The following is a 21,183-nucleotide window of genomic DNA, read 5'->3' on the forward strand; positions in this document are numbered from 1 at the left end:
CTGTCACTCCGTCTCGTACTGAGCCGGCAGCTGTGTATTCTCTTCTGCTGTCCCTTCTCGTACTCTCGCGATACGCGCGCACGAAAATGCAAAGATCCGTCTCCGAGTCAGGTCCACTCGCCGACCCGGCTCCGTTCGTCGTCGTCGTCGCGTCTCTCCGATCACGAGACGGTGACGACGCTAGTCCTCGAGGTTACTCCTCGGTCTCGTCCTCGTCGTCTTTCATCGAGCCGAGCTGCGAGACGAGCTCGTCGGTCGAGGCGTCGGACTCGAATGACAGCTGACCGTCATGATCGTTTTCGTGGACGTTGACGGCTTCGACATCGTCCTCGTCGTCCGCCGTCTGCTGCTGTTGCTCGGATTCGTCGTAGCTACCAAAACCCATACACTCACTTCATCAGCCACTGCCAAAGGTGTGCCGATTCGATACGTCCCCGCAGCGGATCCTCACAGTTCGGATCGTCAATATGTTCGTTCCGACCGGTTTGGCTGACCGCGTTTCCGGACCGCCGCCGCCGGCGCGCCCGCCGGCGGTTTCGACCGGAACCCCGGTGTGTTCGCCGGTCGGTCCCGACTTCGAGTCGTGCTTCGTGGGTTCCGACGCATCTCCCAGCGCGGTCGGTTCCAGTGGAGACGAACGGGACCGGCGACGCTCGAGGACCGGACGTCCCGACCGATCGATTCATTCTCGATAGTGTTTCCTTTACGGCTCCCGCTATCAGTAGGGGAACCGATCACGCTCGCTCGCGAGGACTCACGAGCGTTTGATCCGAAATCGCTACTGTCGGCGCGCTCCGCGCGATTTTCGTCAGTCCCGGTTCGCTCGCTCGGCCGCGGTCCCGTACGCAGTTACTGTTCGATTTTCGGTTGACATACCGGTTCTCGAATCCGGTTTCGACGAACTATCGACGGATTTTCGACGCGAATCGCACAGACACGTTAGAAACGTGGTCGTGCCGATGAGTGTCCCGAATTCGAATATCGGGGAGGGAGAGCGGAGGCCGACCGTTACCCGTCAACTACCGCCTCTAGTAGCCCGTCTATAGTAATGGGTGCTGCTGGGAAGGGATGCAATATGTCCGTGTACCGCCCGTCGTCTCGAACAGTCGCCCCGGAAGCGCACCGATCGATGGCGCTATCGCGAGCGGCCGTTCGATCTCCCGTCTCCGCAACTGCGACGTCCCGTTCGATAACCGCTGTGGCGTTCCGGGGGGGCCGCTCTCCCGAACGACCGTACGGGGGGTGACCGTCGATGTGTGGAATTATCGGCCGCGTCGGCGACGGCAACGCCTTCGAACCGCTGCTGACCGGCCTCGAGAACCTCGAGTACCGCGGCTACGATTCGGCCGGCATCGCCGTCCAGAACGGGTCTGGAATCAACGTCGAGAAACGCTCCGGCAAGGTCGACGAGCTGCGCGAGTCGATCGACGACACGCCGCTGGAGGGCTCGGTCGGGATCGGGCACACGCGCTGGAGTACCCACGGCCCGCCGACCGACGAGAACGCCCACCCGCACACCGACGAGACGAAAGACGTCGCCGTCGTCCACAACGGGATCATCGAGAACTACGCCGAGCTCAAGTCCGAACTGGCCGACTACGGCCACGAGTTCACCAGCGACACCGACACCGAGGTCATCCCCCATCTCATCCAGTTCTATCTCGACGAGGGGATGGACAACGAGACGGCCTTCCGTCGCGCCATCGACGAACTCGAGGGGAGTTACGCCGTCACGGCGATGCTCTCCGGCAAGGACGTCCTCTACGCCGCCCGTCAGGGATCGCCGCTGGTCGTCGGTATGGAGGACGGCGAATACTTCCTCGCCAGCGACGTCCCCGCGTTCCTCGAGTACACCGACAGCGTTGTTTACCTCGAGGACGGCGACGTCGTCATCGTCGACGACGACGGCGTCGAGTTCACCGACCTCGACGGAAATTCGATCGAGCGCGAACCCGAGACCGTCGAGTGGGACCCCGAACAGGCCGGAAAGGGCGAGTACGATCACTTCATGTTAAAGGAGATCCACGAGCAGCCGACCGCCCTGAGCCAGGCCCTGGAGGGGCGGATCGATACCCAGAACGCCCGGATCGCGCTCGCGGACTTCGAGCCGGGAACGTTCGCGGACGTCGACAGCGTGCAGTTCGTCGCCTGCGGAACCTCCTACCACGCCGCGCTGTACGGCTCGCTCGCGCTGAAACAGGCCGGTATCGAGTCGACCGCTCTGTTGGCCAACGAGTACAGCGTCTCGGCGCCGCCGGTCGACGACGACACGCTCGTGGTCGCGGTCACCCAGAGCGGCGAGACGGCGGACACGCTGAACGCCCTTCGCCAGGCCGAGGCCGAGGGGGCGATGACCGTCACGGTCACGAACGTCGTCGGCTCGACCGCCGCTCGAGAGGCCGACGAGGCGCTGTTCATCCGCGCCGGTCCCGAGATCGGCGTCGCCGCGACGAAGACGTTCTCCTCCCAGGCCGTCATGCTGACGCTGCTGGGCCAGCGCATCGCCGCCGATCGGCACGGCGAACCGTCGGCCGACCTCGAGACGCTGCTGCCGGACCTGGCCGCGATGCCCGACGCGATCGACGACCTGCTCGCGGAGACCGACGCCGAGGCCATCGCCGAACGCTACCACGGGAGCCGATCGTACTTCTTCATCGGTCGCGGACTCGGCTTTCCGGTGGCCCTTGAGGGCGCGCTGAAGTTCAAGGAGATCACATACGAGCACGCCGAGGGCTTCGCCTCGGGCGAGCTCAAACACGGCCCGCTGGCGCTGGTGACGCCCGACACACCGGTCTTCGCGATCTTTACCGGTCAGGAAGACGAGAAGACGCTGAAAAACGCCGAGGAAGCACAGACTCGCGGCGCGCCCGTGATCGCCGTCTGCCCCGAGGGCCACCGGGCGGTCGACGTCGCGGACGCCCACCTCGAGATTCCCGAGACCGACGCCGACCTCGCGGGACTGCTCGCGAACGTCCAGTTGCAGCTCGTCTCCTACTACGCGGCCGACCTCCTCGACCGGCCGATCGACAAGCCCCGCAACCTGGCCAAAAGCGTCACCGTCGAATAGGCCGCCGATTTGCGGCCGACCGTCGCTCGTTTTCTCGGATCGCTCTCTCGAATAGCCGAACGTGTCCGGCTCGAAATCGAACGGAACGCGGTCCCCGTCCGTCCCTGCCGCTCTCGGTTTGAAAACGTCGAACGCGTCGAGTTCAGAGTACGAGTCGGCGATGCCGCGGGAACCGAAACCACCCCCATAGTTCCGGCTCCGAACGGCGCCGTCGGGATCCGACCCGCGACCCGCACTCGAACCGTCGAAACCGCGCTGGAGGGGACTGCCGCGATCGTATCGGGTCTGATCGATTCCCTCCACCCGCTCTAGCGATTCGCCGTGATATAAAGCCCCCACTTGCTACCGATGGTTCTAGCGCTCTATACGCCGTTCTGACGCTGCGGGTCCGATCAGCAACCGGCCGACGGCTCGCTGTAGGCTACCTGTCGCGTTCGACGACCTCGCCGGGTCGCGTGGTCGCTCCCGCGGCGAGTTTCAGTCCGGGGAGCAGACTCGAGTTGATGCCGGTCTTGGCGCCGTCGCCGGCGACGACGCCGAACTCGCGTCGACCCGTCGGGACCCGTTCGCCCTTGACGGAGAGTTCGACGATCGCGCCGTCGTGGCGGCGGTTCGCGACCGTCGTCCCGGCACCGACGTTGACGTTGCGCCCGAGGACGCTGTCGCCGACGTACGAGAGGTGGCTGACCGAGGTGCCGCGTGAGAGAACGCTGTTCTCGATCTCGACGGCGTGGCCGACCGACGCGTCCCCGCCGATCAGCGTCGCGCCGCGGACGGAGGCGTTCGGCCCGACGGTCGCCCCCGAACGGATCAGGACCGGTCCCTCGATGACGGTGCCCGATTTCACCGTCGCGCCGTCCTCGACGACCACGTCGCCCTCGAGGTGGGCGTCGTCGCTGACCCGGCCGTCGATCCGCCGATCGAGGTCGGCGAGTTTCCACTCGTTGGCCGCGAGGAGTTCCCAAGGTCGACCGACGTCGAGCCACCGGTCGAGGGCGATCGGCGTCACCGCGAACCGGTCGAGCACCGTCGCGAGGACGTCGGTGATCTCGTGTTCGCCGCGCTCGCTTTCGGGGACCTCGAGCCACTCGCGAGCGCGTTCGGGGAAGGCGTAGGCGCCGGCGTTAGCGAGGTTCGTCGGCGGCTCGGTCGGCTTCTCGGTGATGTCGTCGACGACCCCGTCTTCGGTGCTGAGGACGCCGTAATTCCGCGGCTCGGCCACTTCGACCGCGCCGACGGCCGGACAGTTCGCGAACAGTCGGTCGATCGCCGCCGGATCGTAGAGGTTGTCGCCGTTCAGGACGGCGAAGGGGCCGTCGATATGGTCTTTGGCGGCGGCGACGGCGTGGGCCGTCCCGGCCTGTTCGGTCTGGACCGCATACGAGACCGGGACCCCTCGGTATTCGTCGCCGAAGTAGTCGCGAACGGTCTCGGCCTCGTAGCCGATGACGAGGACGATTTCGTCCGCCCCCGCGTCGACGGCCGCGTCGACGGTGTGGGCGACCAGCGGCCGGTCGGCGACCGGCAGCATCGGCTTCGGCAACTCCGCGGAGAGCGGTCTGATTCGCGTTCCCTCACCCGCCGCAAGAACAACGGCTTGCATTGACGGTCCCTTCCGGGATTCGCCGGATAATTATACAGCTACTACTGCCGTCGGGCGGTTTTCCGGTCGTTTCCGTCGGATTCCGCCCCGACGAGGCCCGCTATCGCCCGATTGCAGCCGACGGATTCGTCGTCGGCCGACTCCCGCTCGAGGGCGGCCGCGATCGCTCGCGTGACGCGTCGTCGGGACTGGCCGCCGAACCGGCGCTCACGGCGGGTAAAACAGTCGGTTAATACAAAGAAATATTGAATTTCTGCCGTGAGAGAGGGTGACACTGCTGTTTACCGGACTGTCACGATGAGCTGATTTTCTCGACCGATATCCGTGCGAACGGCCGAGCGGCGGGATTATGCAGTCTATAGTAAATACCGTTCTGTCGCTACGAGTTGTTGATGTCGACGGAACCAACCGACGCGAAGTGGACGCCGATGACGTCCGGCCAGGAAACGACCGCCCCCCGCTGTGTCAACTGCGGGAACCAGGTGACGCGTCAGTTCGCCCGCGTCTTCGGGGACAACCGCGACGTCGTTCACGCCTGTCCTGACTGTGCGACGTACCGCGAAATGAAAACTTCGGATTTCATCCCGAAGGAAGCCCGCTGATTTCGTTCGTTGTTCGTCAGGTACCGCGTCCGTTCTCGACCGATCGACCGTCTCCGCGAGCAGTCGGACCGCCAACTGTCGGTTCCGATCCCGATACCGCCGCCAACTCCTACACCCACTTCCATTCCACTCCCATCGGGCCGCGACGAGGCTGCGAGGCCGACCGAATGCGCCGAACCGGACGGAGGCTGCCCGGCGTCCGGCGTCCATGGTCCGTCGAAGCCGACGACTACTGTTCCTCGTCTCCGCCCCGACGGGACCGATCGATCCGGTGCGTGGTCGAGCGTTCGCTTCCGATTATTCTGTCGGTATCCGGGTTAGCCGCCCCCTAGATTTCTGAACTGTCGATATCGTATATACGAACCGCCCGTTTTGATCCGGGTACGAATGGAGACAGCTCGTCCGTTTTCCGGCCGCCGGTCCGATCGGACCGCCGCAGTCGCGGACCGACCGTCGGCCGATCCGCCGTTCGGTCCGGGTATCGCCCGCACAACGCGATGCGAGTCGACCGCTCGGGGCCAGCGATGAGCGCGACCGAACCCGACTCCGAGGCCGACAGCCCGGACCCGAACGAATCGCTGACCGAACTCCCGCCCAGTTCGAAACTCGTCTACAAAGTTATCGAGTACGAGGGGTCGATGACCCAGGAGGAGATCGCCGCCGAGTCCCGGCTCTGCGCTCGGACCGTCCGGTACGCGCTCGGCAAACTCGAGGACGCGGGCCTGGTCACCAGCCGCGTCCACCTCGAGGACGCCCGGCAGTCGAAGTATCAGCTCGCGGACTGAGCGTCCGAGCGTCCGAACGCCGCTGATTCCCGATCGCGGTCTCAGCTGTGTTTTCGGTAGCGATCGATCAGCAGATCGATTCCGAACGAGCCCGCCGTGATCTCGTAGTGGGTTTCGAGGCGCGGGTTGAACTTCGCCTTGTACCGGTTGATGCTCGGGACGCCGGCGCCGACGAGGTCGTATCGCTCGAGCCCGTCGCGAAGACCGTCGCGCATGACGTGCCAGTCGAGCAGGTCGTTGATCGGGACATCGACGTCGGTGTCGGGTTTGACGCCGCCCTGCCACCGGTAGCGGGTCCGCTCGGACTCGACGACGAGGATGCCGCCGACGAACGCCCCGTCGACGCGACAGACGTACGGCCGGATCGCGCCGTCGGGCAGCCGTTCGTACATCGAACGGGCGAACGCCGTGCTCAGCTGGAACGGCTTGCCCTGACTCTCGTAGCGGGCCGCGACCTGCTCGACGATGCGATCGACGTCGTCCCCGTCGCCCTCTTCGACGACGTACGCGTCCGGATCGGCGTTACGGACGTTGCTCCGCGCGTCGCTGCTGAACCGCTTCAACAGGTCGTCCTCGCTTCCCTCGAGGTCGACGACGTAGGTGTAGCCCGGCTCGACGGTGTACTCGTTCCAGGCGAACGTCCGGAGGTCGTCGAACTCGGCGGTGACGAACTTGGCGTACACCGGCGAGATTTTCCGATCGATGTAGGCGAGACTACCCTCGAGGAACCGCCGCGTTCGGCGGTCGGCCTTGCGCTGTTTGAGTTTGTCGACGTTCAACAGCGCCGGTCCGAGGTAACACGACCACGAGAACGGCGCTGGCGAGAACGCTCCGGTGATCGGTCCCTTGGCGTACTCGAAGACGGGGAAGAGCCCGACCGGCTCTTGGCCCTTAAACCCGACGAGCAGGTGCGGCGTCGACCCGGTGTCCGTCGCCTGCAGTCGGAGCGCTTCGGCTCGGTAAAACGGGTTCGTCCCGTCCGAGCGCTCGACGTATCGGTTCCACTCGTCGGCGTCGGCCCGCGGATCGAGCGTCGTTACTTCGATACTCATCGTCAGAGATACCCCAGATCCGAGAGGTGGTCTTCGACGGCCCCGTCGTCGGTCGCGCGGATCGGATCGGGTTCGTAATCCGGGTACGTCGTCTCCTCTCCGGCGTCGACGACCGGCAAGGTCGTGCCGTCCATCTCGGCGTCGACCGGCACGTCGAACAGCGCACAGACCGTCGGCGCGACGTCGAAGATCGTCGCCCCCTCGAGCGAGGCCGATTCGTCGACGTCGCTGCCCGCGGCGGCGACGATGCCGGTTCGCTTGTGGTTCCACGGCTCCATCGGCTCGCCGAACTGCTCGGTTCCGACGTCGGCGACGATCGCGTTGTCGAAGTCTGCGGGAACCGTCAGAATGTCCGGCGCCTCGTCGACGTACGGTCCCTCGAAGTACGTCTCTCGGGGCTCGACGGCCTCGAACATCGGCTCTCCGTCGGGCGTTCGAACGGCCGAGAGCCGGTCGATCAGCTCCGATCTGACCGCCTCGTAGTCGGATTCGGGCACCTGCCCGTTGGGCTCGCGACCCTCGAGGTTGATCCGGACGCCGAGTTCGCTCTTCGAGCGGACGTACGCCGTCGACTCGGGGAAGTCGACCCGCTCGCTCGCCGCCCGAATCATCCCGTTCGGAACTCGCTCGCCGATCGGCTCCTTCAGTCCGACCCGCTCGAGCGCGGCGGCGACTCGCTGGGTCGTAATCCCGGCCTTCGCGGCGGCGTTCATCGCTCGCTCGAGCGCGCTCGTCCCGCCGTCGGCGGCCTCGCTGTCGCCACCGCTCTCCCCCTCGAGCAGTTCGTTCTCCCACGTCGTCGACCAGTTCGGCATGCCGCCGCCGCTCTCGACCGCGACGGACCCCTGCTCGCGCAGGAACTCGTTGACGCGGAACTCGTGGCCCGTCACTTTGCCGATCCCGTGATCGCTGACGAGCAGGACGTTCTCCGGGTCGGTTTCCGCGAGCGTCTCCCGCAGCTGTCGATCGACCGCCCGGTAGACGGCCTCGACGGCCGCCTTGTCGCCCGGCCGCTCGTGGAAGACCGTGTCGGTCGCCTGAAACTGGAGGAATCCGAACTCGGGCTCGATCCGTCGCGCGAGGTATCGGAACGCGGAGCCGCGGTCCTCGATCGTGCGCTCGTAGCCCTCGATCGACTGGTCCGGCGCGTCGGTCCCCTGCGGATAGACGTGATAGCCGTCACCGGCCAGTTTCACGTCCTCGAGGATCCCCTCCGGATGACAGGGCGGATCCTCCGGCGCGGTCATGCCCGGAATCAGCGCGCCGTCGAACTCCCGCGGCGGATGGGTGACGGGGACGTTGACCACGACACTCGAGAGGCCGTACTCACTGAGCAACTCCCAGATCGGCCGCTCCCGAACGTGGGTCGCGTTCACCACGTCCCAGTCGTAGCCGTCGAACGAGAGGAAGTCGTAGACGCCGTGTTTTCCCGGATTCTTCCCCGTGTAGACCGACGGCCAGGCGCTCGCCGTCCACGGCGGGATCTGTGACTCCAGCGGGCCACTGGTCCCGGTCTTGATCAGTCGTTCGATCGTCGGAATCTCGTCCGCCTCGAACAGCGGCTCGAGCACCGACCGACAGCTCCCGTCGAGCCCGACCACGAGCAGCTCGAGTTCGGTTTCGGTTGCCGAAGCTCCCATGGAGACGAGAGAGGGGATACCTCTGTTTTGTTATTCGATTAGTTTGGCCGCCGTATGTTCGGATTGCTCATGGCAATGACGCGCATTTGGCCTCGGCTCTCCGAGTAATCATTGGTTGCCTATCACGTGCCATGAGATATCGTCCCAATCACTATACCGTCGATCGTAGCGTTTCCGTTGGGATGGTGGAGTCGATTCAAAACGGTACTCTCCCGCGATATGGCCATGATCAGTGAACATCCGTCGCTATCCGCCCGGACACTGCTCGACCGGCGGGCGACGGGAATCGAACCGTTTCTCGAGCGCTACACCGCCAACTTCGCGTTCTACGGTTCCGGAAAGGCGGCACTCTACGACGGGCTCGCGGGACTCGTCACCCCCGGCGAGAACGTCCTCGTTCCCGCGTACTTGCCGGACGCGGTCGTCGAACCGTTTCGCGACCTCGGACTCGAGCCCCGGTACTACCGCGTTCGGGAGACGCTCGCACCCGATCGCGCCGACCTCGCTGAACGGCTCGACGACGAGACGGCCGCGGTCGTGACGGTCGACTACTTCGGGTTTCCACAGCCCGAGCTCGAGGCGGTCGCGTCGCTGCTCGCCGACCGCGACTGCTATCACGTCGACGACAACGCGCACGCGCCGCTCAGCGTCGACGACGGCACGTTGCTCGGAACCCGCGGTCACCTCGGCGTCACGAGCCTCCGAAAGCTGTTGCCGATTCCGGACGGTGCCGTCCTCTACTGTAACGACGACTCGGTCGCCGCGCGACTCGAGCCGTTGTCGTTCGCCGGCGTCCGCGACCGGTTCGGGGTCGACGACTGCCGGTACGTCCTCGAGTCGCTCGCCGGCGATCTCCTCGGGACGAACGCGACGGTTCGCCGGGCGGTCGAGCGGCTGGTCGCCGAGCGAGCGGTGTCGGTCCCCGATCCGAAGGCGCGGTACGAGGCCGCGAAGACGCCGATGTCAAGACTCTCGGCGGCCGTCGTCGCCGCCGCCGATCCGACGGCGATCCGGCGCGCCCGTCGGACCAACTACCTCGCGTGGCGACGCTGCTTTGACTCCCGGTCCGGTGTCGAAGCCTATCACGAAACCCTTCCCGAGGGAATCTGTCCGCAGGTCTTCCCCCTTCGAACGGGGTCGCCCCAGCGACTGGTCGCGGCGCTCGAGCGGTGCGGGGTCGCCGCGCACACGTGGCCGCGACTCGCCGCGACCGTCCGCGACGATCCGGCCTACGCGGTCGCGCGGCGACTGGCTCGAGAGACCGTCGTCCTGCCGGTCCACCAGGGAGTCGATCCCATCGCGATCGAGGCCGTCGACGATCGACTCCGGCGGCGTGCCACGACCGCTAGTCGATCCGCGCCGCGGCGGTCAGTTCCCCGCGAACGTCGTCGCTGAGCGTGTAGGTCCGCTCGGTGGGCCGGTCGAGGACCCCTTCGGTCCGCAGTTCCGAGAGGAGACTCTGGACGGCGACCGTCGATCGATCGACCCGTTCGGCGAGGACCGCCGTCTCGAGGGGCCCGTCTCGAGCCAGGACGGCCAGCGCGCGTCGCCCGGTCGCCGCCGTACACTGAGACTGTCCGGCCGCCGTCTCGAGTCGGTCGTCGATCCAGTCGCCCTCGAACAGGGCCTCGAACGACGGGCGTTCGCTCGCGGTCGTCGTCCGCTCGTCTCGCTCGACTTCGTTTCGCTCGAACTCGTCCCGTTCGACCTCCGTCCGCCCGGTGTCGTTTCGCGTCGTCTCGTCGCGGTCGCTATCGCTCGTCGCCTCGTCCCGCTTCTCGAGTTCCTCGCGGATCGACGTGAACCCGAACTCGACCGCGTCACCGCCGGCGTGGACGATCTCGTCGTCCGACTCCGTCGGGGTCGTCTCGGGCTCGGGCTCGCTCTCCTCGAGTTCGCGAACGCGGTCCCGAAGCCGCTCGTTTTCCTCGCGGAGCCGTTCCACCGTTTCCGTTCGCGATTCGAGCGTCGTCTCGAGCGTCTCGATGCGTTCGTCTCGCTCCTCGAGTTCCGCCCGAAGCTCGTCGCGCTCGTCCTCGAGGTCGACGATCTCGTCGTGGAGGCGACGCAGTTCCTCGTCGCTGCCGCCGCCGAGTTCCGTTTGAACCGTCTCCTTCCGGGTCAGCGCGTCGGCCATCTGCTTGGCCGCCGACGAGACGTCCCGCGCCGACTCGAGTTCGTCCTCCAGGGTCTCGATCCGTTTCTCCTTCTTCTCGAGTTCGTTCTCGAGTTCGTTGATCCGGTCCTGTTCGCGCTCCTTACGCTCGGAGATGTTCTCGAGGTCGCCGACCAGCGCGTCCGAGACGGACTTCAGCTCGGGGCGCTCGAAGTCGTCGAGGCCGGGAGTCGCACCCGCGTCGAAGGTCCGCTTGCGGCGGAACTGGACCTTTCGGACATCGACCTCGGTCCAGTCGGTCTGGACGAACGCCTGCCCGTCGTTCAGTTCGGAGACGAGCTCCGAGTACTCGGTGTCGATGATCCGCCCGACGACCTTGGTGTCGTTGTCCCAGGTCAGCCGGTGCCAGACGAGCCAGTTGGCCTGCGTGATGAAGTCCTTCTTGACGTCCGCGGGCCGCTGGCTGATGCCGAGGATGCCAAGGCCGTGTTTGCGCCCGCGCTTGCTGATCTTGATCAACAGGTTCCCCGTCTCGCCGACGCCGCCGCCCTCGGGGATGTACTCGTGGACCTCCTCGACCACGAGCAGGAAGGGCTTCTTCATCTTCTTCTCCTTGACGAACAGCTGGCGGGCGATCTTGCGCAGCAGTTCGTCGGCCACCTCTTCGTCGAGGTAGCCCGAGACGTCTAAGATGATCGGAACGTTCTCCTCGAGCGCGAGGCTCGCCATCTGTTCGGCGTGTTCGGGCCCGATCTGGATGTCGCACTCCTCGTCGGCGCCGGCGTGGAGCATCTCGTACTCCTCTTTGAGCCCGTAGTACTCGCCGTCGGTGTCGACGATCAGGAGGGGAAAGCCCGCCTCGAGTAACTCCTCGGCGATGACCGACGCGGTGTTCGACTTCCCCGAGCCCGACTTGCCGGTCACGAACCCGCGGCCGGTCAGCAGTTCGACGACCGGGAGCCGCAGCTCCGATCCATCGTCGGTTTCGCCGACCAGAATCTGGCGCTGGTCGCTCACCAACGCATCACCTCGAGCGCGCGCGACGAATTCATATATGGGTACACTCCGAACACGGCACCTTGAATATTGGCCTCGTCCGGTGGATTCGGGTGTTTCTGCTGGATCGATCGCTGTGTCTCTTCACAGTTGAGACAGTGCACAACGTGTAGACCGTTTACACCGTGTGATACGTCTTTTGCGTGAACAAATCACACTCAACTGCTATCGACCCTCCCGTCGTGACCGACTGCATCCGCTCGAGTCGTGAGGTACGGCGTACTCTTCGGAAGAGTGGACAGTTTGACCAGTGATACATTCTAAACAGTGCATCGGGTGGTCTCGAGTTCGTCCGATATGAGCCGACCGCCTCGCGTTTCAGTTCAGGTTCCCGCCGTGAGAACACGGTGAATAATTTGTAGGACGTGTGCACCGTTAACGATTCTTCCACTGTCTACACTTCGTACGATGTCTAAACTGTGTGAGAATCATCGAAATACAGTAACGGCTTTTACAGCCGATATACTACTTGAAAACCGTCCCAGAACTACACCGTCTACACTTCGTCGGGTTATCTGAATCGGTACACCGTTCACACCGTATAGAATGTGTAGACTGTTTCCACTACTGTTAAGTTATCTTATCCGAATGATAGACGTGTTACTCGCCGCGTCCGATCGCGTCGATCTCGACCCATGACTGATCCGATGTCTCCACTGTGTAGACGCTTTCCACTTAGGGAAACGTTCGCACGGGCGGCTCCCACTCCCGTTCCATCCTCTCGACACCGTTCAAACTGTGCATACCGTTTGAACTGTGCTCGAGGTCCGAACCGTTTCGACTGCTTCCGACGTTCGGACCGTGGACGATCCGTCCCACGTCGACCGCGGAACGTCGTTCGCGGAATCCTGCTCGCACTGATCGGAGCCGCTAGCCCGCAGATTCAAGACGGTTTGCACATTCTACACGGTGTACACGGTGGAAGCGGTCTTCGACGTTCGAACCGTTCGCACCGCTCCCGCTCGAGATCGGCCGCGGCGACGGACCTTCCCACACATGACGACTGACACCCCACGCGCCGTCAGCGTCGCCCTGCAGAAGGGCGGCGTCGGCAAGACGACCCTCGCGATCAACCTCGCCGAACGACTCGCCAACCGCGACAACGACGTCCTGCTCGTCGACTTAGACCAGCAGGGCAACGCCACCGAAGGCGTCGGCCTGAGCGACGCCTACACGAGCGACGTCCATATCGGAGATATTCTCGAAGACGGCACCGAGACGACGCTCGGCGACGTGATCCGCTCGGCGGGCGCCTTCGACGTGCTACCGGCCCACGAGGATTTAGACAGCGTCGAGAACAGCATCCGCAGCGCGACCTTCGGCGAACTCTGGATCCGAAACGAGATCGTCGATCCGGTCCTCGGCGACACCTACGACTACGTCGTCGTCGACTCGCCGCCGAACCTCGGGCCGCTGGCCGACGCCTCGCTCATCTCCACCCAGAACGTCATCGTCCCGCTGCGGATGAGCGAACCCAGCGTCAGCGGCTTCGAGCGGATGTACACCCAGCAGATCGGCCCGATCCGCAAGGAGATCGACCTCGACATCATGGCGATCGTCCCCAACTCGCTGGCCGGCGACAACGAGGAAAAGCGTATCATCACCGACTTAGAGGAGTCCCAGTTCGGCGAGTTCCTGCCCCAGTTCGCCCGCTCGGAGCACTTCGACGATCCAGACTCGCCCGGCCCCGGCCTGCGCGAGCGGATCGCCTTCCGTCGGGCCTGGCGCGAGGGCGTCCCGCTCGCCGAATACGACCCTGACAACGACATGCTCGATCGTTTGGACGAACTCGCCGCCATCGTCGAGCGCGGAGGTGTCGCCGATGCCCGATGACAACCGCTTCGCTGGACTGAGCGATGCCGTCGAGGACGATTCAGACGAGGAATCGAGCGCCGAATCGGCGGCTGCCGAGTCCTCGAGCGAGGAGACCGATTCGACGACGACCGGAGACGATGCGTCTGCACCCGAATCCGAGACCGATGGCGACTCGAGCGCCGAGACGGCGGAACCCGATGTCGATGGCGATACCGCTGACGACGCCAGCGCTGATGACGCCAACACTGACGACCCGACGGCGTTCCCGTTCGACGCGACCGAGAAGAAGACGGTGTACGTCCGCCCGGAGACGCTCGCCGATCTAGACGACGCGCGCGCGTTGGTCGACGCGCAGTTGCGAACGGACCACGACGTTCGCGATCTGACCGGTCGCGAGTTCTACGACGCCGTCTTCCGGCTCGCGGCCGCGGACACCGAGGGCGTGATCGACGAGATTCTCGAGGCCCGCGAGGAGTAGCTACTCGTCGCCAACGCTCCCGTCGATCTCGTCATCCCCGTCGCTTGTGCCGTTTCCGTCCTTTTCATCGGTTTCATCGGCGTCGTCGGCTTCGGAACCCTCGTCGCGTTCGACGTTCTGCTCGCGGATCGTCATCCCCTTGCGGCCGAGGTGCTGGAGCTGTTTGCGGGCGAAGTCCTCCTCGCGGGTCCCTCGCGTCGCGAGCACGTAGACGAGCGCACCACCGGCGGGGCGCATCGTCCGCCCGGCTCGCTGGGTTCCCTGCCGTCGGGAGCCGCCGAGTCCCGAGGCGACGATCGCCAGATCGGCCGTCGGGAGGTCGATCCCCTCGTCGCCGACCCGCGAAACGATGAGGAGGTCCCGCTCGTTCCGCCGGAACTCATCGAGCAGTCGCCGGCGCTCGTGGTGGGGCGTCTCACCGCTGAGGAACGGAACATCGAGGGCGGCCGAGAGGTCCTTCCCCTGCTCTAAGTAGTCGACGAATACCAGCGCCTTCGAGTCGGGGTGGGCCGACAGCAGGTAGCGCACCTCGTCGACCTTCCCGCGATTCTTCGCGGCGATCCGGTACTTCTCCTGGCCGTCCGCGGAGGCGTAGGCGTTGCCCTGCTCGTCGTCACCCCACGGGACGTAGCGGATCTCGAGTTCCGGTTCGGCGACGAAGCCGGCCTCGAACAGCGCCTCCCAGTCGGTACCGATCGGCGGACCCACGAGGGTGAAGATCTCCTGCTGGCGGTCGTCCTCACGGATCGGGCTGGCAGAGAGGCCGAGTCGGTGTTTGGACTGCAAATGGGTACTTCGGCGGTAGACGTCCGACGGGACGTGCTGGCACTCGTCGAAGATCACCAGCCCCCACTCGCGGTCGTCGAACAGCGAGCGGTGGCGATCCATCCCCGCGATCTGGTAGGTCGCGATCGTCACCGGCCGGACCTCCTTGCGCCCGCCGTGGTACTGGCCGATCTGCTCCGGTTCGAGCGAGGTGTACTCGAGGATTGTGTCGGCCCACTGCCGGGCCAGATCGCGGCTCGGCACCAGAATCAGGGTCTCGCCGTCGACGTGAGCCATCGCCCCCATCGCGGCGACGGTCTTCCCGCTTCCCGGCGGCCCGACGAAGACGCCCTCGCCGGCCTCCGCGAAGCGGTCGACCCACGTTCGCTGGTAGTCTCGCAGTCGAACCTCGAGGTCGACGGGAAGCTCCTCGCCGGACTCGAGCTCGCGATGATCCTGCACCGGGTAGCCAGCCTCGTAGAGGATTCGCTTGATCGCGGCCTCCGAGCCCTCACGAACCCAGTCCTCGGTGTCAGATATCGGCGCGTGGACGTGTTCTTCGTCGAGTTTCTGCCGCGCGACGTTGCCCATAATCTCGGGACTCTTGGCCTCGAGGACGGTATAGCCCTCTTCGTGGGTCGTCAGCCGGAACTGGTGGGCCCGATCCCACTGGCTCCGGACCCACTCCTCGAGTCCCTCGGAGCGCTGGCCGAGCGCCTGGCGCATCGTCCGGGCCAGCGCCTCCCAGGAGTCGTGGGGCGCCTGCCAGATGTCCTCGGGCCTGACGACGTAGCGATACCCCTGCTCGCTGTTCCCGTCCGCGAGGTGGGCGAACTGGGCGAGTTGCGCGCGGGTAAACTGGTCCGGTCGATCGACGATTATCTCGCGGCGCTTCGGGAAGACGACGACGCGCTCCCGGTCCGTGAGGTCCTCGAGTTCGCTGGGATACCAGACGACGGGATCCGTTTCGACGGCGAGGCGCTGGACGGCCTCTCGGTCCGCGAGGAACTCGAGTTCCTTGCGGGCCCGTTCCTGAGTGATATCCAGAGCCCGGGAGAGTGCGGCGGCGGTGAGCACCGGTCGCCCTGCCTCCTGCGATGCGTCGTGAAAGTCCGCGAGCGTGAACTGCTCGTCGTCCTGCTCGTCTCCGGTGGGATCGCTGTCCCCGTCGGCCGCTGGATCCTCGGGTCGCTGGCTCTCGCCACCGGTCGCTTCCGAAGCACGTTCGTCGGTCACTGGCCGGTCGTAACGGCGGTGCGGGTAAACCGATTTCGTTCGACTCGATTGCGAATCGCGTCCGCCGCGACGGGAACTAGAGGAAGACGTCTATCAGTCCGACGGTCACCGCGTACAGCACCATCGAGGTCGTCAGGGCGCGGCCGACGTGGTAGCCGATCAGCGCCCGATCGACGCCGTGGCGCAGGGCGATCGAGAGCGGCAGCAGGATGAAACACAGCATGACGAGGTAGATCCCGATCACGATCGCGAGGGGTTCGGCGGGGAACGCGGCCGCGTCGACTTCGCTCGAGGTGAATACGTTCTGGCTGGCCATCATCGCGGCCATGCCGACGGTGACACCAGCGACCATTGGCGCGAAGTACGCGGCCGTGGCGTCGAGCGTTCCCGTCACCTTTGCGAGATTCCGTTTCGTCTCGGCTTCGACCTCCGATAGCTCCTCTAAGTGGTCGGCCATAGAGACGATCGCCCGTCCAGCAGGCTTGCCCTCCTTCGACGCGATCGCCAACAGCGCAGCCGTGCCTCGAGCGCGGGGACTGGGAACGTCCTCGAGCGCGCCGTGGGGGCCGAGGAACGCCGATTCGACGCCGATCTGGAGGCGTCGCTGCAGTCCGGCGGCGCGTTCGAAGACGGCGCCGGTCTCCCCCGGGACGCGGGTCGCCGCGAGGTCGACCGCCGACTCGACGGACTCGCCGTCGGAGACCTGCCGGCCGACGATGTAGAGGGCGTCGGTGAGGTGGTCCTCGACCTCGCGAACGTAGTGACGGACCGCGAGGATCGGGCCGTAGACGGCCAGCAGCGCGACACCGACCGCGAAGCCGCCGGCGACGATCGGCGCGAGATGTGCGGGGCCGACCGCGTCTACGATCGCGTAGACGCCGATCCCGGCGAGGACGCCCCACAGTGCCCGGAGCCACAGCCGGTCGGGAACGTCGGGATGGTCACGCCCGATCGTCGGCGGCGGAAACGCGACCGGTCGACGAACGAGTAGGTACAGCCCCGCGACGACCAGACAGGCTGGCAACACGACGTTGTAGAGGAAGACCAGGACCCAGATGTTGATCGAGACGCCGACCATCGGAACCGTCGGGACGAGCGCGATCAGCGCCAGCGGGATCATGATCCCGAACGCGAACAGCCCGGTCGTCAGCGTCCGAATCGAGGCCGTAAATTCCGCCATCTGGTTGCGTGTTCCGTCGAGAACCGCTGCGAGCGACCGATCGAGCGTCCGCTCGCGTTCGCCTGCCGGCGCGTCCTGGGCCGCCGCGAGCAGATGCGCCGAGCGCCGAAGCGCCGGGAATCGATCGGCCCACACCTCGGTGAACGAGAGTATCCCCGTCTCCGGCGTCCCGATCGAGCGGTCGATGTGTGCCGCGAGATCGGCGGCGAGCGGGCCCGTTCCGGTGTCGGCCGCGAACCGGACGGCGCTCTCGAGCGACGGCTGGACCTGCATGCGGAGGACGGCGCGACCGATGAGGTTCGGCGTCTCGCCGAGCGCTTCCGTCCGCCGGAACGCGGCCTGGAGACGCGGGAGCGACCGAACTGTGTAGATCGTCGCGACCGGCGCCACGAGAGTGAAAAACAGAACGAACGAGAGCGGCGCTCCCAGTGGGAGCAACAGGAGTGGCGGCACTACTGCTAAGATACCGGCCCCGTATCCCGCTCGAACGATCGTCTCGGCGTTGTGGGCTGAACCGACGAACGATAGCGCTTCCTCGAGGTCGTCGGACGGTTCGACGGCGGCGGGATAGAGTGTGGCGAGCGAACGAACGAGCGTCGCGCGCCAGCCATCGGGCGCGGTATCGGAGCGTTCGTCCGTAATTCCGGCGCCGTCCCTGATCTCCGTCGTGCCGACGCGGGAGACGGTCGCGGAGTCGGATGAACGAGCCATCGATTGGTCACCCGTCGTACTGCCGTTCGGCGCAGGCCGTGGCGACCTCGCGCGGGCTCGTCCGCCCGTCGGCGGCGAGCGCCGCCAGCTGGTTCGTTCGCGTCTCGAGCGCACGGCGAACGTCGGCGTAGGTCTCGTCCGGTCCGGCGAGTCGATCGACGAGTCGGCTCTCGCCGCGATCGATCCGGCCGGTCGGCGTGGCGACTCCGTCCTCGAGTTCGTACAGCGGTTCGAACCAGTGATCGGCGCCGTCACTGATGACCTCTTCGATGCGGGCGAGCCGCCGTCGTCGGCCCTCGGCCGTGCGCCGGGACTGAACGGTGACGATTAGATCCGTCGCGCCGAACGAGGAGGGCGCGACGCCGAGGTCGGAGACGACGCGTTCGTAGACCTCGCTGGCCCCGTCGCCGTGGATCGTTCCCAACACGGCGTTGGCGTTGGCACCGACTCGCATCGCCTCGTAGAGCACGCGGGCCTCCTCGCCCCTGATCTCGCCGACCACGAGCGCGCCGTCGCCAAGTCGAAGCGCGGTTCTGAGTGCCTCTGTCGGGGTGATCTCCGGCCCATCCTCGCTGCCGGTACGCAGCGCCTGCACGTTTCGCCCGACCGACTGGAGCGCGGCGACCGGGAGTTCGGGCGTGTCCTCGAGCAGGACCGTTCGCGTCTCGGGGTGCAGTTCGTACAACAGGGTCCCGAGCAGCGTCGTCTTTCCCGCGCCGCGGGTGCCGGCGATCAGGCCGGCGACGTTTCGCTCGACGGCGATCGAGAGGAACGCCGCTGCTTCCGCCGGCACCGTCCCGTTCGCGACGAGTTCGGGGAGCGTGAACCGATCGTCCGTTCGCTCCCGAAACGCGAAGGCGACGCCGTCAGCGACGGGATCAGTGACGCCGGCGACGCGGACGCCGGTGCCGTTCTCGAGGACCGCCGTCGCGTCGACCGTCGGATTCGCACGCGAGAAGGCCCGGCCGCTCGTCCGTCGCACCCGGGACGCGAGCGCGCGTGCGCCCTCGGACGTCAGATAGACGTTCGTCGCCATCGACTCGCCGTCGACGACGACGCGGAGCGGGTTTCGATCCACGGGCGACGTCACGTAGACGTCCGAAAGCCGGGGATCGGCGAACAGGTCCTCGAGAATTCCGTACCCGCTCGTATGCTTCGTCAGAATGTCCATCTCCAGTGAATCGGCCGGACCGTCGGTGACGTGTTCGATCGCCCGCGGGGCCGCGCGTTCGCCGTCGACCACGCCCTCGGCGACGGCCTCGTAGCCCTCGAGGAGACGCGACCGTTCGGTCGCCGAAAGGGTCAGATCGACGACGTCGAGCGCGTACTCCGTGACGCCGCCGGGTCGGTCGTAGATCCGCACGTCGCTGCCCGTCTCGAGCGACCGACCGTCCCGCAACCGCGTGTCGTCCGGGATCGTCGGATCGATCCGGTAGTGGCCGATCGTGAGTCCGACCGTCGGGGACAGCACTGCATCGTAGTTCTCGATCCCTCGTGCGACATCGACGAGCGTCGATTCGCGAACGATGTCGGTATCGACGCCGGTTCGCGGTCCGAGTTCGTCGGCGATCGCGAGCGGATCCCGCCGTGCAGTCGCGAGCAACGCTTCGTTCCGGTCTCCCAGTCGGTCGACGAACTGCCCGGCCGCGGCGAGCAGTTCGACGCCGCGGCCGCGATACTGGTACTCGAGGCCGTTCGTTCGAACGACGATCTGGCGGGCATCGCGGTCGGTCAGCGCGTCGACGGCCGTCCGGCGACACGCGAGCGCGGTCGCGAGGTCGCCGTCGCAGTCGCCGGCGTCGAGGACGAGGGTCTCGCCCGTTGTGGCGACGCCACACGAACACGCGTCCGGCGGCTCGGCGTCGCCGAATCGCTCGAGGCTGTCGAACACGCGATCGACGCCGAATCCGTCGATAACCGATCGAAGGCCGCCCGCGGCTCCGTCTCCCGTCATGGAGGCCACTGGCCGCGCATTCCGGTATAAACTCACGCCCGCTGTGCGACGACAACTGGATCGTCGCTCGCGTCCGTTTCCAGCGTCAACACGAGCTCTCGTTCCCCGGCACCGTCGAGTTCGACTGGCTCGCTACCCGTGGCGTCGAGCCAGACGATCCGCTCGTCGATGGTGGCCGTCCGGGTCGTGCCGTCCTCGAGGACGTACCGCGCGGCGCTGAAGTCACCGTCCTCGTGCGGGACGACTTCGAAGTGGTCGACGCCCGCCGTCATCAGCGACCGTTCAGGCAGCGAGACGGTGACGACTCGCTGCGGATCCGGATGCGTGTCGGGCGTGGGATCGTCGTTTGAGACGAGCGACGTCGCCGCTCGGTCGAGGTCCTCGATACCCGCATCGAGCGTTCGTTCGGTGTTCATTGCGGCACCGTACTCGAGCGCGGGGACGGCGGCCGCAAGCAGCGCGAGCGCGAGCACGGCCGCGAGGACGTAGCGGATCACGGCTCATCTGGCCGCCCCTTCGTACGTAAACCGTCGGTCTGTAGTTTAAGTGCGAAGCCGGGACCAGAGGGCGTATGGTCTCGGACCGACCGGCGGCGGATGCCGCCGACAGGACGCATCGCTCGCGGCTTTCGTTCGGCGGGGACGACCGCGCGATCGAAGGCCTCCCGATTCGGCTGGTCATCGCTCTGGTCGTCGGCGTCGCCGCGCTGGCGCTCATGCTGAACATGCTCGGCGGCATCGGCGACGTCGGCGATACGGAGGTATCCGTCGAGATCGAAGACGAACTCGTCGAGGCGGACGCGACCGGGACGGACGGCGAGGTCAAAGTCTCGGTCATCGACGAGAACGGTAACAACGTCGAAGACGCGAGGGTGATCGCGACGGCCGGTTCGGCACAACTCGACGGCGTCGTCGAAGCCGAGACGGGCAACGGGACGGGTCTCGAGGACCACGAGGCGCTCCTCGAGTTCGACGGCGACCAGAGTCTCCGTGCCGATCAAGATATCGGGACGCTCGAACTCGAGGTGATCCCGCCGTCGGACAGCAACTACATCGATGAGCAGCCCAACCCCGAAATCCGCGTCGCATCGGACTTCTAAGACACGAGAACGGCGGACACGGTG

At 66.0% G+C, this 21,183-nt stretch carries 16 protein-coding genes; 7 read left to right on the forward strand and 9 right to left on the reverse strand.

All coding sequences use genetic code 11. The features are described from left to right. Window positions 1-193: 193 nt before the first annotated feature. A complete protein-coding gene (locus HTUR_RS24070) occupies window positions 194-385 on the reverse strand; it encodes a DUF5786 family protein (protein WP_008895559.1) in 192 nt (63 codons plus the stop codon). A gap of 867 nt (window positions 386-1,252) precedes the next feature. Here HTUR_RS24070 and glmS point away from each other — a divergent pair. Further along, window positions 1,253-3,067: a glutamine--fructose-6-phosphate transaminase (isomerizing) gene (gene glmS, locus HTUR_RS24075; RefSeq protein WP_012945981.1), complete on the forward strand. Its 1,815-nt coding sequence runs from the start codon at window positions 1,253-1,255 to the stop codon at window positions 3,065-3,067. Between the two features lie 421 nt (window positions 3,068-3,488). On the opposite strand, the gene glmU is transcribed toward glmS, so the two are convergent. Continuing rightward, window positions 3,489-4,670 (reverse strand): bifunctional sugar-1-phosphate nucleotidylyltransferase/acetyltransferase, encoded by a 1,182-nt coding sequence (gene glmU / locus HTUR_RS24085; protein WP_012945982.1) that lies wholly within the window; start codon window positions 4,668-4,670, stop codon window positions 3,489-3,491. 392 nt (window positions 4,671-5,062) lie between these two features. Between glmU and HTUR_RS24095 the strand changes: the two genes are divergently transcribed. Beyond that, a complete protein-coding gene (locus HTUR_RS24095) occupies window positions 5,063-5,272 on the forward strand; it encodes a DUF7563 family protein (RefSeq protein WP_008895556.1) in 210 nt (69 codons plus the stop codon). 524 nt (window positions 5,273-5,796) lie between these two features. After that, window positions 5,797-6,057, forward strand: coding sequence for a winged helix-turn-helix domain-containing protein (locus HTUR_RS24100; RefSeq protein ID WP_012945983.1), 261 nt, complete (start codon window positions 5,797-5,799; stop codon window positions 6,055-6,057). A 41-nt stretch (window positions 6,058-6,098) separates the two neighbouring features. Here HTUR_RS24100 and HTUR_RS24105 read toward each other — a convergent pair whose 3' ends face one another. Continuing rightward, window positions 6,099-7,109, reverse strand: a complete 1,011-nt coding sequence (locus HTUR_RS24105) for a lipid II:glycine glycyltransferase FemX (RefSeq protein ID WP_012945984.1) — start codon at window positions 7,107-7,109, stop codon at window positions 6,099-6,101. Between the two features lie 2 nt (window positions 7,110-7,111). Continuing rightward, entirely contained in the window at window positions 7,112-8,749 is a 1,638-nt protein-coding gene (locus tag HTUR_RS24110) for an alkaline phosphatase family protein (RefSeq protein ID WP_012945985.1), read from the reverse strand. A 225-nt stretch (window positions 8,750-8,974) separates the two neighbouring features. Between HTUR_RS24110 and HTUR_RS24115 the strand changes: the two genes are divergently transcribed. Then, the gene (locus HTUR_RS24115) at window positions 8,975-10,144 is read left to right on the forward strand and encodes a DegT/DnrJ/EryC1/StrS family aminotransferase (RefSeq protein WP_081443554.1); all 1,170 of its coding nucleotides are present in this window, start codon (window positions 8,975-8,977) and stop codon (window positions 10,142-10,144) included. Here HTUR_RS24115 and HTUR_RS24120 read toward each other — a convergent pair. Next, window positions 10,095-11,882, reverse strand: a complete 1,788-nt coding sequence (locus tag HTUR_RS24120; RefSeq protein ID WP_012945987.1) for a helicase HerA domain-containing protein — start codon at window positions 11,880-11,882, stop codon at window positions 10,095-10,097. The two genes, HTUR_RS24115 and HTUR_RS24120, sit on opposite strands and share 50 nt — an antisense overlap. A 1,035-nt stretch (window positions 11,883-12,917) precedes the next feature. Between HTUR_RS24120 and HTUR_RS24125 the strand changes: the two genes are divergently transcribed. Together HTUR_RS24125 and HTUR_RS24130 are read left to right on the forward strand one after the other, a co-directional pair. Continuing rightward, window positions 12,918-13,754 carry a ParA family protein gene (locus HTUR_RS24125; RefSeq protein WP_012945988.1) on the forward strand — a complete coding sequence of 279 codons (837 nt, stop codon included), beginning with the start codon at window positions 12,918-12,920 and terminating at the stop codon, window positions 13,752-13,754. Further along, the gene (locus HTUR_RS24130; protein ID WP_012945989.1) at window positions 13,744-14,214 is read left to right on the forward strand and encodes a hypothetical protein; all 471 of its coding nucleotides are present in this window, start codon (window positions 13,744-13,746) and stop codon (window positions 14,212-14,214) included. The genes HTUR_RS24125 and HTUR_RS24130 overlap by 11 nt, the downstream gene beginning before the upstream one ends. Here the strand turns inward: HTUR_RS24130 and HTUR_RS24135 are convergent, their stop codons facing one another. The 4 genes from HTUR_RS24135 to HTUR_RS24150 all read right to left on the reverse strand — a co-directional run bounded on the left by HTUR_RS24135 (window position 14,215) and on the right by HTUR_RS24150 (window position 20,557). Further along, complete coding sequence (locus HTUR_RS24135) at window positions 14,215-16,215, reverse strand: DEAD/DEAH box helicase (RefSeq protein WP_012945990.1); 2,001 nt, start codon at window positions 16,213-16,215, stop codon at window positions 14,215-14,217. A gap of 76 nt (window positions 16,216-16,291) precedes the next feature. Then, window positions 16,292-18,106, reverse strand: coding sequence for a type II secretion system F family protein (locus tag HTUR_RS24140; RefSeq protein WP_012945991.1), 1,815 nt, complete (start codon window positions 18,104-18,106; stop codon window positions 16,292-16,294). A 7-nt stretch (window positions 18,107-18,113) separates the two neighbouring features. Beyond that, complete coding sequence (locus HTUR_RS24145; RefSeq protein ID WP_012945992.1) at window positions 18,114-20,060, reverse strand: type II/IV secretion system ATPase subunit; 1,947 nt, start codon at window positions 20,058-20,060, stop codon at window positions 18,114-18,116. 32 nt (window positions 20,061-20,092) lie between these two features. Further along, window positions 20,093-20,557, reverse strand: coding sequence for a DUF7311 family protein (locus HTUR_RS24150; RefSeq protein WP_012945993.1), 465 nt, complete (start codon window positions 20,555-20,557; stop codon window positions 20,093-20,095). Window positions 20,558-20,631: 74 nt separating this feature from the next. On the opposite strand from HTUR_RS24150, the gene HTUR_RS24155 reads away from it, so the two are divergent. Continuing rightward, window positions 20,632-21,159 carry a DUF7382 domain-containing protein gene (locus HTUR_RS24155; protein ID WP_012945994.1) on the forward strand — a complete coding sequence of 176 codons (528 nt, stop codon included), beginning with the start codon at window positions 20,632-20,634 and terminating at the stop codon, window positions 21,157-21,159. Window positions 21,160-21,183: the final 24 nt, after the last annotated feature.

Source organism: Haloterrigena turkmenica DSM 5511 (assembly GCF_000025325.1).
Taxonomy (GTDB): Archaea; Halobacteriota; Halobacteria; order Halobacteriales; family Natrialbaceae; genus Haloterrigena; species Haloterrigena turkmenica.